At 73.2% G+C, this 12,913-nt stretch carries 11 protein-coding genes; 8 read left to right on the forward strand and 3 right to left on the reverse strand.

What is annotated here, in order from left to right; all coding sequences use genetic code 11:
• The first annotated feature begins 31 nt into the window (after nucleotides 1-31).
• From AC07DA_RS28080 to AC07DA_RS28105, 6 genes are all read left to right on the forward strand, one after another.
• Entirely contained in the window at nucleotides 32-769 is a 738-nt protein-coding gene (locus AC07DA_RS28080) for a (2Fe-2S)-binding protein (protein WP_479130990.1), read from the forward strand.
• Nucleotides 770-808: 39 nt separating this feature from the next.
• Complete coding sequence (gene glgA, locus AC07DA_RS28085) at nucleotides 809-1,960, forward strand: glycogen synthase (RefSeq protein WP_479130991.1); 1,152 nt, start codon at nucleotides 809-811, stop codon at nucleotides 1,958-1,960.
• Between the two features lie 52 nt (nucleotides 1,961-2,012).
• Nucleotides 2,013-3,233 carry a glucose-1-phosphate adenylyltransferase gene (gene glgC, locus AC07DA_RS28090; RefSeq protein WP_479130992.1) on the forward strand — a complete coding sequence of 407 codons (1,221 nt, stop codon included), beginning with the start codon at nucleotides 2,013-2,015 and terminating at the stop codon, nucleotides 3,231-3,233.
• A 101-nt stretch (nucleotides 3,234-3,334) separates the two neighbouring features.
• A complete protein-coding gene (locus AC07DA_RS28095) occupies nucleotides 3,335-5,953 on the forward strand; it encodes a PA14 domain-containing protein (protein ID WP_479130993.1) in 2,619 nt (872 codons plus the stop codon).
• Between the two features lie 143 nt (nucleotides 5,954-6,096).
• Nucleotides 6,097-7,440, forward strand: coding sequence for a wax ester/triacylglycerol synthase family O-acyltransferase (locus AC07DA_RS28100; RefSeq protein ID WP_479130994.1), 1,344 nt, complete (start codon nucleotides 6,097-6,099; stop codon nucleotides 7,438-7,440).
• Nucleotides 7,441-7,543: 103 nt separating this feature from the next.
• Nucleotides 7,544-9,046, forward strand: coding sequence for an SDR family NAD(P)-dependent oxidoreductase (locus AC07DA_RS28105; protein ID WP_479130995.1), 1,503 nt, complete (start codon nucleotides 7,544-7,546; stop codon nucleotides 9,044-9,046).
• Between the two features lie 31 nt (nucleotides 9,047-9,077).
• Here AC07DA_RS28105 and AC07DA_RS28110 read toward each other — a convergent pair whose 3' ends face one another.
• Nucleotides 9,078-9,527, reverse strand: coding sequence for a hypothetical protein (locus tag AC07DA_RS28110; RefSeq protein ID WP_479130996.1), 450 nt, complete (start codon nucleotides 9,525-9,527; stop codon nucleotides 9,078-9,080).
• Between the two features lie 455 nt (nucleotides 9,528-9,982).
• Between AC07DA_RS28110 and AC07DA_RS28115 the strand changes: the two genes are divergently transcribed.
• Together AC07DA_RS28115 and AC07DA_RS28120 are read left to right on the forward strand one after the other, a co-directional pair.
• On the forward strand, nucleotides 9,983-10,156 hold the full coding sequence (locus tag AC07DA_RS28115; protein WP_189722517.1) for a hypothetical protein: 174 nt from the start codon (nucleotides 9,983-9,985) through the stop codon (nucleotides 10,154-10,156).
• A 55-nt stretch (nucleotides 10,157-10,211) separates the two neighbouring features.
• Nucleotides 10,212-10,694, forward strand: coding sequence for an N-acetyltransferase family protein (locus AC07DA_RS28120; RefSeq protein WP_479130997.1), 483 nt, complete (start codon nucleotides 10,212-10,214; stop codon nucleotides 10,692-10,694).
• Nucleotides 10,695-10,769: 75 nt separating this feature from the next.
• Here AC07DA_RS28120 and AC07DA_RS28125 read toward each other — a convergent pair whose 3' ends face one another.
• Entirely contained in the window at nucleotides 10,770-11,189 is a 420-nt protein-coding gene (locus AC07DA_RS28125) for a VOC family protein (RefSeq protein WP_479130998.1), read from the reverse strand.
• 205 nt (nucleotides 11,190-11,394) lie between these two features.
• Complete coding sequence (locus AC07DA_RS28130; protein WP_479130999.1) at nucleotides 11,395-12,738, reverse strand: amidase; 1,344 nt, start codon at nucleotides 12,736-12,738, stop codon at nucleotides 11,395-11,397.
• Nucleotides 12,739-12,913 lie beyond the last annotated feature (175 nt).

Below are 12,913 nucleotides of genomic sequence, written 5' to 3' on the forward strand. Positions count from 1 at the left end.
TCCCCTAGGGGCCTTGGTACTACTGCTCCTCGTGGACCTCGACCCCGGCCTTGCCGCCCTCCGCCCGCTCGGCGGCTTCTTCGTGCTGCGCACGGAAGGAGCGGCGGCGGGGCCTCTTCCCACTCTCGCACAGGCCTACGGACGGGCGGCACCGGACGCAGGCGGAAATCCCCTGATTCTGCGCGTCCGCAAGGTCGCCCGGGCCCTGGGCGCCCCGGAGGAGCGCGTGGCCGCGTCCGTGGCGCACCAGGGGCTCGCGGCCCGGCTCTGGTCGGTCGCCCTCGGCTGCGCCGCGCTCTACGGCGGCCTGCCCGACCTGGACGCCCGCCGCCTGCGCTGGGATCCCGACGGCAGTGCCCCCGACGACCTCTGGCTGTCCGGCGTGCGGCCGCTGCCCGCGCAGCCGGAGCACCTCGCCGACGTCGTCCTGCACGGGCACCTGGTCCCGCTGGCGGCGGTCCTGCGCTCCCGCTACCGCCTCGCCCCGGGCCTGTTGCGGGGCAACGCCGCCTCGGCGCTCGCGGGCGCCGCCCGGGAACTGGACCGCTGGGCCCGGCGCCACGGCCGTCCCGACAGTGCCGCCCGGGCCCGCTCCCTGGCCGGGGAACTCCTCGCCCATCCGCTGCTCACCGGCGCCGGGACCCTCACCGGCACGGCCTTCCGGCGCCGCAGCTGCTGCCTGTACTACCGGGTGCCCGGCGGGGGCGTCTGCGGCGACTGTTGTTTCCCGAGGCCGCCCCGCTCTTCCCCACGCGCCCCGTCTGGGTGACCATGAAGGGGAACGGCCGCTGAGAGCAGGGAGTTGCGGGTGCGCGTCGGACTGCTGACCCGGGAGTACCCGCCGGACGTGTACGGCGGTGCCGGCGTCCACGTGGAGTTCCTGGCCCGGGAGCTCAGACCCCTGGTCGACCTGGACGTGCACTGTTGGGGCGAGGGCCGCGCCGACGGCGTGCTGCGCCACCGCCCCTGGTCCGTGCTCGACGGGGCCAACGACGCGCTGCGCACCTTCTCCGTCGACCTCGCGATGGCCGCCGCCCTGGAGGGCCGCGAGCTGGTCCACTCCCACACCTGGTACGCCAACCTCGGCGGCCACCTCGCCAAGCTGCTGTACGGCATCCCGCACGTGATGACCGCGCACTCCCTGGAGCCGCTGCGCCCCTGGAAGGCCGAGCAGCTCGGCGGCGGCTACGAGCTGTCCGGCTGGGCCGAGCGCACCGCGATCGAGTCCGCCGACGCGGTGATCGCCGTCTCGGGGGCGATGCGCGAGGACATCCTCGGCTGCTACCCGGCGCTGGACCCGGACAAGGTCCACGTCGTGCACAACGGCATCGACACGGCCCTGTACCGGCCCGACCACGGCACGGACGCCCTGGACCGGATCGGCATCGACCGCTCGCGCCCGTACGTGCTGTTCGTCGGCCGCATCACCCGCCAGAAGGGCGTGCCCCACCTGCTGCGCGCGGTACGGGACATCGACCCGGCCGCGCAGGTCGTGCTGTGCGCGGGCGCCCCGGACACGCCGGAGATCGACCGGGAGTTCCGGGAGCTGTTCGCGGAGCTGAGCGAGGTCCGCGACGGCGTGCACTGGATCCCGAGGATGCTGCCGCGCCCGGAGGTCATCCAGCTCCTGACGCACGCCGCGCTGTTCGTCTGCCCCTCGGTGTACGAGCCGCTCGGCATCGTGAACCTCGAGGCGATGGCCTGCGGCACGCCCGTGGTGGCCTCGGCGGTCGGCGGCATCCCGGAGGTGGTGGACCACGGCCGGACCGGCCTGCTCGTCCCGGCCGGCGACGGCTTCGAGGCGGGGCTCGCCCGGGCCATGGACGCCGTCCTCGGCGATCCGCAGGCCGCCCGGCGGATGGGCGAGGCCGGGCGGGAGCGCGCGGTGGGCGAGTTCGGCTGGGACGCGGTGGCCCGCCGCACGGTCCGGCTCTACGAGGAGATCGTCAAACAGGCTTAGTGGGTACTGGTCAGGGGCAGGCATCGGGGAAATCGGCGTGAGGGGAGCGGCCATGCGAGGTGGTGGTCCTTCGGTCCTGGGGATCGTGCTGGCGGGCGGCGAGGGCAAGCGGCTGATGCCCCTGACCGCGGACCGGGCCAAACCGGCGGTGACCTTCGGCGGCACGTACCGCCTGGTCGACTTCGTCCTGTCCAACCTGGTCAACGCCGATGTGCTGCGCATCTGCGTCCTGACGCAGTACAAGTCGCACTCGCTGGACCGGCACATCACCACGACCTGGCGGATGTCCAACCTGCTGGGCAACTACGTCACGCCCGTCCCCGCCCAGCAGCGCCTCGGCCCCCGCTGGTACCTGGGCAGCGCCGACGCGATCCTGCAGTCGCTGAACCTGATCTACGACGAGCGGCCCGAGTACGTGGCCGTCTTCGGCGCCGACCACGTCTACCGGATGGACCCGCGCCAGATGCTCGCCCAGCACATCGACAGCGGCGCGGGCGTGACGGTAGCCGGGATCCGGGTGCCGCGCACCGAGTCCTCGTCGTTCGGCGTGATCACACCCGGCTCGGACGGGCAGACGGTGGAGCGCTTCCTGGAGAAGCCGTCCGCCCCGCCCGGGCTCCCGGACGACCCGAACTGCGTCTTCGCCTCGATGGGCAACTACATCTTCACCACCAAGGCCCTCATCGAGGCGCTCAAGCGGGACGCCGAGGACGAGTCCTCCGTGCACGACATGGGCGGCTCGATCCTGCCCCAGCTCACCGACCGGGGCGAGGCCGCGCTGTACGACTTCAGCACCAACCACGTGCCCGGCGAGACCACCCGCGACCAGGGCTACTGGCGGGACGTCGGGACACTGGACGCCTACTACGAGGCCCACATGGACCTGATCGCCGAGCGCCCCGCCTTCAACCTGTACAACCGCAGCTGGCCGATCTACACGCACTCGTACCAGCTCTCGCCGGCCCGCTTCAACGCGGGCGGCATCGCCAGCGAGTCCATCATCAGCGCGGGCTGCCTGGTCCGCGGACAGGTCACGCGGTCGGTGCTGTCGCCGGGCGTGGTGGTCGACCCGGGGGCGGTGGTGCAGGGATCGGTGCTGCACGACAACGTGCACATCGGCCGGGGCGCGGTGGTGCGCGGCGCCGTCCTCGACAAGAACGTCGAGGTGCCGCCGGGCGCGACGATCGGGGTCAACCCGGAGCGGGACGCGGAGCTGTACACGGTCTCCAAGGGCGGTGTGATCGCGCTCGGGAAGGGCCAGCTGGTCACCTGACGAGACGGCGCCGGGGGACTTTGTCCTGGCTCTGGACGAAGCAAGGGATCCGTGTTGTCATGCCAACGTCTTGTACATGACAACGTTGGCATGGAGGTTCCGTGCGTCCCCGACGCCTCAGAAACCGCCTCGCGTTACTGCTCGCCGCGCTCCTCGCCCTGACGGGCCTGAGCGCCGTCCCCGCGCTCGCGGACGACCCCGACGAGATCCACGGCCTGAAGGGCGAGTACTACACCCACTCCGCCCCCGGAGCCTTCGACTTCCACACCCTCAAGGCGACGATCTTCGACCGGGCCCTCGACTTCGACAACCTGGAGCCGCGCCTGAACTTCACCACCGGCCGGTCCGACGACGTCAGCGTCCGCTGGACCGGCAAGATCGTCCCGGAGAGGACCGGGCCGCACACCTTCTCGGTCAGCGCCGACAACGGCTTCCGCCTCTGGATCGACGGCCGGCTCGCCATCGACCACTGGGTCGACGACTGGGACCGCGAACAGACCGCCGAACCGGTCGAACTGACCGCCGGCCGGGCCTACGACCTGAAGGTCGAGTACTTCGAGCACTACGGCGGCTCCAACTTCCACCTGCGCTGGACCCAGCCCGGCGCCGCCAAGGCCCCCGTCCCGCAGTCGGCCTTCCGCCTGCCCGACGGCTTCGACTACGACGGCGCCCTCGCGGCCACCGTGCAGTCCACCGGCCGCACCCTGAAGCTCGACTTTGCCCAGGCCCTCGCCGCACCCCCGGCGGACTTCACCGACCACCTGGACGCCGTGATCGGCGGCGCCCCGTGGCCCCTGAGCGAGGCCCGCCCGGACCCGTCCGACCCCACCGCCCTGCTCGTCGCCCTGGACGAGCCGGTCGTCGGCAACAAGACGGGCACGGCCCGCGGCACGGCCGACGTCCGCTACGACGGGGAAGGCGGCCTCACCGACGCCGAAGGCAACGTTGTCAAGGCCTTCTGGACGTCCGGCCCGAACCACTCGACCCACCAGCTGCGCACCCGCTGGGCCGACGAGGTCGGACCGGACAACGCCCTCCCGGAGTACCCGCGCCCGCAGCTCACCCGGGACGCCTGGCGCAACCTCAACGGCCGCTGGCAGTTCGCCGCGGCCGAGGAGGGTGAGAAGCCGCCCGTCGGCAGGACGCTGAAGGAGCGCATCCTCGTCCCGTACCCGGTGGAGTCCCAGCTCTCCGGCATCGAGCGGCACGAGGACCGCATGTGGTACCGCCGCACCTTCACCGTCCCGCGCGACTGGCGCATCGGCTCCGGACAGCGGCTCAGGCTCAACTTCGGCGCCGTCGACTGGCGCTCCGAGGTCTACGTCAACGGTACGAAGGTCGCCACGCACGAGGGCGGCTACGACAAGTTCAGCGCCGACATCACCGACGCGCTCAAGCCCGGCCGCACCCAGGAGCTCATCGTCGGCGTCTACGACCCGACCGACGCCGCCTCCGGGGAGAACCCGCCGCTCGGCAAGCAGCGCCTGGACCCCAGCGGCATCTGGTACACCCCCTCCTCCGGCATCTGGCAGACGGTCTGGATGGAGCCGGTGGCCCGCGACCACGCCGACTCCCTCAAGATCACGCCCGACGTGGCCGGCGAGAAGGTCACCGTCGAGGTCCAGGGCGTCCGGGACGGCGTACCGGTCACGGCGACGGCGTACGACGGGCGGCGCAAGGTCGCCACGGCGAGCGGCCGCACCGGCGGCCCCCTGACGCTGACCGTCCGCGACCCGCATCTGTGGTCGCCCGACGACCCGTTCCTCTACGGCCTGAAGGTGAAGGTCGGCGCCGACCGGGTCGGCAGCTACTTCGGCATGCGTTCCATCGCCGTGGAGAAGGTGAACGGCGTCCCCCGCACGCTCCTCAACGACGAACCCGTCTTCCTGATGGCCACCCTCGACCAGGGCTTCTGGCCCGACGGCCTGCACACCGCGCCCACCGACGAGGCCCTCGCCTACGACCTGAAGGCGCACAAGCGGCTCGGCTTCAACTCGGTGCGCAAGCACATCAAGGTCGAACCGGACCGCTGGTTCTACTGGGCCGACCGGCTCGGACTGCTGGTCTGGCAGGACATGCCCGCGATGACGGCCGGGGTGAACCCGAGCGCCGCCTCCCGCGCCCGCTACGAGCGCGAGCTGAAGGAGATGATCGACGAGCACAGCAGCAGCCCCTCGGTCGTCATGTGGGTGACCTTCAACGAGGGCTGGGGCCAGTACGACGTGGGCCGGATCGCCGAGCAGGCCAAGGCCTGGGACCCCACCCGCCTGGTCAACGGCCAGTCCGGGCTGAACCTCGGCGCCGACGGCGGCACCGGCGACATCATGGACGAGCACGGCTACCCGAGTCCGGCCCTGCCGCCCCGCCCCGACGGCGAGCGCGCCCTGGTCAGCGGCGAGTACGGCGGCCTGGGCCTCGCGGTGCCCGGCCACGCCTGGTCGGTCCAGCAGTCGTACGTCGACGTCGACCCGGCCACCTACACCGAGGACTACCTGGAGAAGCTGGACGAGGTCCGGGCGCTGGTCTGCAAGGGCAGCAACGGTGCCGTCTACACCCAGATCGCGGACGTGGAGGGCGAGCTGAACGGCTTCCTCACCTACGACCGCGCGGTGCTGAAACCCGACACGGCCCGGCTGAAAGCCGCGCACGAGGCGCTGATCCGTGACGCCTCCCGGGTGACTCCCGCGGGGTGCCCGGCGCCGCAACCTGTGCTGGACTGACCGTAGATGCACCATAAGTCCCGCCCCTCCCCCCGGGGCGGGACTTAATCCGCTGTTAACTGTAGGTAGCGTGATCGTACTTGACCGTAATCGGCCGGGGCGATTGACTGCTGGCTCACCCGTCGTCGACGCGAGGCAAGCCCTTGACCGCTGATCTGCTCGCCCCCCTTGACCTGGCGTTCTGGAACATCGAGTCCGCCGACCACCCGATGCACCTCGGCGCGCTCGGGATCTTCTCCGCGCACTCACCCGCCGCGGGCGCCCACGCGGCGGACCTGCTCGCGGCCCGCGCCGCCGGTGTCCCGGGACTGCGGATGCGGATCCGCGACGTGTGGCAGCCGCTGCCCTCCGCCCTGCGCCGCCCGCTCGCCTTCGGCGGGGCGGCACGCGAGCCGGACCCGGACTTCGACCCCCTGCACCACGTCCGGCTGCACGCCGCCACCGCCGACTTCCACGCGGAGGCCGGACGGCTCATGGGACGCCCGCTGGAGCGCGGCCGGCCGCCCTGGGAGGCCCACGTGCTGCCCGGCGAGGACGGCGTCTGCTTCGCGGTGCTGTTCAAGTTCCACCACGCGCTCGCCGACGGGCTGCGGGCGCTGACCCTCGCCGCGGGGGTCATGGACCCGATGGACCTGCCCGCGCCCCGGCCCCGCCCCGCGGCCCCGCCGCGCGGCCCGCTGCCGGACGTGCGCGGCCTGCCCGGCCTGCTGCGCGGCGCCCTCTCCGACGCCGCCCGTGCCCTGGACATCGGCGCCTCCGTCGCCCGGTCCTCCCTCGACGTGCGTTCCGCCCCCGCGCTCACCTGCGAGCCGAGCGGCACCCGCCGCACCGCGGGAGTGGTCCTGGACCTCGACGACGTGCACCGGATCCGCAAGACCGTCGGCGGCACCGTCAACGACGTCCTCATCGCCGTCGTCGCCGGCGCCCTGCGCCGCTGGCTCGACGAGCGCGGCGACGGCAGCGAGGGCGTCGCGCCCCGGGCCCTGATCCCGGTCTCCAAGCGCCGCCCGCGCACCGCCCACCCGCAGGGCAACCGGCTCTCCGGGTACCTGATACGGCTCCCGGTGGACGACCCGGACCCGCTGGCCCGCCTCGCCGCGGTGCGCACCGCCATGGACCGCAACAAGGACGCCGGACCCAACCGGGGCGCCGGCGCCGTGGCCCTGCTCGCCGACCACGTCCCCGCCCTCGCCCACCGGCTCGGCGGACCCCTGGTCGGCCAGGCGGCCCGGCTCTGGTTCGACATCCTCGTGACCAGCGTGCCGCTGCCCAGCCTCGGCCTGAAGCTCGGCGGCCACCCCCTCACCGCCGTCTTCCCCCTCGCCCCGCTGGCCCCGGGCCACTCCCTCGCGGTCGCCGTCTCCACCTACCGCGGCGCCGTCCACTACGGCCTCGTCGCGGACGGCACGGCGGTTCCCGACCTCGACCTGTTCGCCGCGGCCGTGGCCAAGGAGGTGGCGACGCTGATCAAGGCATGCCGGCCGTGATCACGCGCGTTTGGCGGTGCGGCCCCGCGCTGAAGTAAAATCCGCCGTTCGAAAGCAGGCGCGACCGGCGCGCCGCGACGGCAGAGCAGGGAACGCAGCGGCGATGACGGTGACAGAGGACGGCCCGCAGGCCATGGACGAGGCGAGCGGGCTCTCGTACGGACCCGGCATCGACCCCGAGCGGCTGGCCGTCTGCCTCAGCGTGCTCGAGGAGCTCGACAAGCTGGAGGTCGACCACCCGGACGCCATCGCGGTGCGCCGGGCCACCGCGGGCGTCTACCGCACGGTCAAGCAGCGCCGCCGCCAGGAGCGCCGGGCCGCCAAGACCGCCCACGACAAGGCAGTCACGGAGGCCACGGCGACCGGCTCCGCCCAGCGCATCGACGACGAGACCGAGGGCCTGCTGCCCTCCTCGCGCACCGAAGAGGGCCGGATCGCGGGCATACTCCAGCGCCCGCGCTCCTGCTACACCTGCAAGACCCGGTACGTGGAAGTCGACTACTTCTACCACCAGCTCTGTCCCGACTGCGCCCGCGTGAACCGCGAGAAGCGCGACGTCCGGGCCGACCTCACCGGCAAGCGCGCGCTGCTCACCGGCGGCCGCGCCAAGATCGGCATGTACATCGCGCTGCGGCTGCTGCGCGACGGGGCGCACACCACGATCACCACCCGCTTCCCCAAGGACGCCATCCGCCGCTTCAAGGCCATGGACGACTCCGCGGACTGGCTGCACCGCCTGGAGGTCGTCGGCATCGACCTGCGCGACCCGGCGCAGGCCGTCGCTCTCGCCGACCAGGTCGCCGAGGCCGGGCCGCTCGACATCCTGGTCAACAACGCGACCCAGACCGTGCGCCGCCTGCCGTCCGCCTACGCCGCCCTGGTCGAGGGCGAGAGCGCGCCGCTGCCCGCCGGGGAGCTGCCCGCCCACCACGTCATCGGCGCCTTCAACTCCGGCGCCGTCGACGGCCTCGCCGCACTGCCGCTCGGCACCAGCGGCCTCGACGCGCAGCAGGTCGCCGACCTCGCCCTGGTCGCGGGCAACGCCAGCGTGGAACGGCACCTCGACGGCACGGCGATCGACGCCGGCGGCCTGGTCCCCGACGTCGTCGACACCAACACCTGGGTGCAGACCATCGAGCAGATCTCCCCGGTGGAACTGCTGGAGACCCAGCTGTGCAACTACACGGCGCCGTTCATCCTCATCAGCAAGCTGCGCCCGGCCATGGCCGAGGCCGCGAGGAAGGCGGCCGGCAAGCGCGCGTACGTCGTCAACGTCTCGGCGATGGAAGGGGTCTTCGGCCGCGGGTACAAGGGCGCGGGCCACCCCAACACCAACGCCGCCAAGGCCGCGATGAACATGGTCACGCGCACCAGCGCGCAGGAGATGTTCCAGACCGACGGCATCCTCATGACCTCGGTCGACACGGGGTGGATCACCGACGAGCGACCCCACTACGACAAGCTCCGGCTCGCCGAGGCGGGCTTCCACGCCCCGCTCGACCTCGTCGACGGCGCCGCCCGGGTCTACGACCCGATCGTCCGGGGCGAGGCGGGGGAGGACCTGTACGGGGTCTTTTTGAAGGACTACGCACCGGGGAAGTGGTAGGGCCCGCTCCGCAGCCGGCCGCACCCGCCCGTCAGTCCACGGCCCCCAGCCGGGAGTTGCGCGCCGCCAGCAGCTCCAGCACGGTGCGCCAGTCCTCCAGCACCCCGGCGTCGAAACCGGCCGTCCGGCCCTCCGCGGCCGCCTGACGCAGCGCGAGCAGGTCGTCGTCGACCGGCCCGCCCCGGCCGGGACAGTCGCGTACGAGCCGGAAGACGCGCTCCCCGAGCAGGCCGCGCACCGCTTCGGCGGCCCGGCCGGCCCCCGCCGCCGGGTCGCCCGGCCACAGCAGATCGCCGACCGGCCGCACCAGCCCCGCCACTTGGAGCTCCTTGTCGGCCGGGCGGCCCCGGCGGAGCAGGGCGGCGGTCCGCAGCGCGTGGTCGTGCAGGTCGACCGGCGCCCGGCGGTGCCCCGGGACGCCCCGGGTGCCCCGGCAGGCGTACAGCAGGTCCATCAGCTCCTCGACGCCGCGCAGCTCCATGCGTCAGTCCTCCCGCGGGACGGCCGTTGCCGTACGGCAGCAGACCATGAGGAGCTTTCGGCTCGGCCAACGGCACTTGAACGGGTGGGCGGCTGGAAAGCGCCCTCGCCTCCATACGCCGAAAGGGTGATATGCAAAGTGCCCGTTTCGCGAACGAATCGGTACGTAAACGCGAGTTGAACGCCCGCTGACGCGCGATCGTTACCGGTTGTTTTCAGCCCCATCGAGCGGCGCCCCGCTCATTTGGTTAACCTGATGCGGACGGACAGCCACACGGGGTCCTACCCACACCCACGGTCCGTCATGGGACCAGCCGGTACACACGGCCTGCTCTCCCGTGAGTCGACCGGCGCCACCGCGTCCGAACTGCACATGACACACAGCCCGAGCGGGCGTCAGGCGCAGCAGGACCGGCGCGTACGTCCCGAGGGTGACCGACACATAAGGAGTGCGCGGTGACACCGGAGAAGACGAATCGCGATCAGCGCCCCAAGGAACGCGGCGAGCGCGCCGGCCGACGGGCCGACGAGCTCGGCAGCCTCGACGTGTGGGCCCGGTCGGCCCCGATCCGCCTCGCGGGCTACGAGGAGGACCTCGCCGAGCCCCACATCCTGCCCAGCGTCGACTGAACCGGACGCGGACCCCCCGGCGACCGCCGTGCCCGGGCGTGCCAGACTCGCACCCATGCTGATCAGGGAAGCAACGGCTGACGACTGGCCTCGCATCTGGCCGTTCTGGCACCGCATCGTCGCCGCGGGCGAGACCTACGCATGGGACCCGGAAACCTCCGAGGAGGAGGCCCGGGTCCTGTGGATGAACCCCGCCAAACGCGTCTACGTCGTCGAGGACGACGGCGGCACGGTCGTCGCCTCCGCCTACCTCACCCCCAACTACGGCGGCCCGGCGGCCCGTGTCGCCAACGCCGGCTTCATGGTCGACCCGGACCGCGGCGGGCGGGGCTACGGCAGGGCCCTGGCCGAACACCTCCTGACCGAGGCCCGCGCCGCCGGATACCGGGGCATGGTGTTCAACGCCGTCGTCGAGACCAACCCCGCCGTGCGGCTGTGGACCTCCCTCGGGTTCACGATCCTCGGCACGGTGCCCGAGGCGTTCGACCACCCCCGGCACGGCCGGGTGGGACTGCACATCATGTACCGGGCCCTGTAGGGCGGGGGTGCGGGGCGGCTGCTGCCGGTGTGCCGGCTCGGCCGGCGCATCGCCGGGTGATGTCCCGGACGGTCGTCAGGGACGGGCGTAGGGCCGGGTCATGATCTCCATGTTGTGGCCGTCCGGGTCGTCGAAGTAGGCGCCGCGACCGCCGAAGAGGTCGTTGACCCGCCCGGGCTCGGTGTGGTGCGGATCGGCGTAGTAGGTCACGTCGAGCGCCTCCAGGCGGCCGATCATGGCGTCGAACTGCTCCTCGGGCACGAGGAACGCGTAGTGCTGCGGCTGGATCGGCTCGTCGCGCTTCTCGTAGTAGTCGAGGGTGACGCCGTTGCCCAGGTCGATCGGGAGGAACGGCCCGAAGGGAGCGCCGACCTCCAGGCCCAGCACGGCCGCCAGGAACCCGGCCGACAGGCGGCGGTCGCAGGCGTGGACGACGGTGTGGTCGAGGCGGGCGACGGTCGTGGGCGCTTCGGGGCTGTGGTCTGCGAGGGACATGAGTGGACTCGTCTCCGGTTCACTGGGGGTGTGGACGCGCCGCAAGGGGCGCGGGGCAGGGGAACGCGGAGACAGCAGGCGGGGCTCGCGCCCGCTCCGGCTCTCGGTGGGGACCGGGCGGGGTCACCCCCGCCGCCCTCATGCCGAGGCCGGGCGCCTCACTCGTGCGTGGCCTACGGCCGACCCGGCAGTCACGCGGCCGACCCTAGCCGACCGGCGCCGTACGCCGCCACGGATTTCTCGCCTCCAACTGCCCCGCCACGGCCAGGAGTCGGTCCTCCGTCCCGGGGCGTCCCACCAGTTGCACGGCGCAGGGGGCGCCGGAGGGCAGGGTGCCGCAGGGGACGGACATGGCCGGCCAGCCGGTGAGGTTCCACGCGGGCGTCAGGGGCGAGTGGTTCGTGTTGACCAGCAGGTTGCTCAGCCAGCCCCGTTCGTGCCAGGGCCCGGCCTTGGGGGAACGGCGGGCGAGCGCGGGGGTGAGCAGCACGTCGTACTCGTCGAAGAACGGCTCCAGCCGGTGCCGCAGCCGCTCCCGGGCCGTCCCGGCACCGGCGGCGCTCACGAAGGGCCGGCCCAGCCGCGCGTGCACGCGGGTGCGACGCGTGAGCAGCCGCGGGTCGAGGGGCCGGGCGTCGGCCGCGGTGCCCGCCGCCCAGTGCATGAGGGAAGTGGCGGCGAGGGACAGCGGATAAGGCGGGTCGGCCCGCCGGACCTGGTGGCCCGCCCGCATGAGCAGCCCGGCCGCGTTCCGCGCGGCGGCCGCGTACGGGCGGCTGATGGTGACGCCGGCCAGCGGACTGCGCAGTGACACGGCGACCTTGAGGGCACCGGTGGCGGCCGGGGGCGCGGGCTCGGTTCCGGCGAGGACCGCGAGCACCAGGCGGGCGTCCTCGACGGTCGTGGCGAGCGGCCCGTTCTCCGCCAGGCCGAACCAGTCGCCGTCCCCGGCCCCGGTCGGGACCACCCCGCGGCCCGGTTTGATGGTGACGAGGCCGCAGTTGGCGGCCGGTATGCGCAGTGATCCCATGCCGTCGTTGCCCAGGGCCACCGGCACCATGCCGGCCGCGACGGCGGTGGCGCTGCCGCCCGAGGAACCGCCCGCCGAGCGCGCCGGGTCCCAGGGGTTGCGGGCGGTGCCCAGCACGCCGTCCGTCGTGCCGAAGACGCACAGTTCGGGCACGTTCGTCAGGCCGACGACGACCGCGCCCGCCGCCCGCAGCCGTGCCACCGTGACATGGTCCTGCCCGGCGGGCGTCTCTGGTGTGGCCGCCGAGCCGACGCGGCGGGACTCGCCGCGCACCGCGAGGTTGTCCTTGACCGCCACCGGCACGCCGGCCAGGGGCAGTTCGGCGAGGTCGCCGCGCGCGGCCACCTCGTCGGCCTCGGCCAGTGCCCGCTCGGCGCGCACCAGCCGGAAGGCGCCCAGCCGGCCGTCGAGCCGCCGGATCCGTTCGAGGTGCTCGGCGACCACCTCCCGGGGCGTGACCCGCTTCTCGCGGACGGCGGCGGAGATCTCGGCAGCGGTGCGGCCGGCCCAGGTGGTCACAGCGGCTCCTCGGGAGGGCGGAGGGGACGGGCTACTGGTGAGTACGTAGGGGCAACTCTGCCCCGGCCCGGGGGCGCGCGTCGAGATCGCGCGCTGTTTTCCGCGCCGGGGCGGGCCTCGGGCGCCGGTGGGCGGACGGCTCGGGCGGGGCGTGCCGTGGTCAGTACCGCGGTGT

Source organism: Streptomyces sp. NPDC044921, from assembly GCF_056432865.1.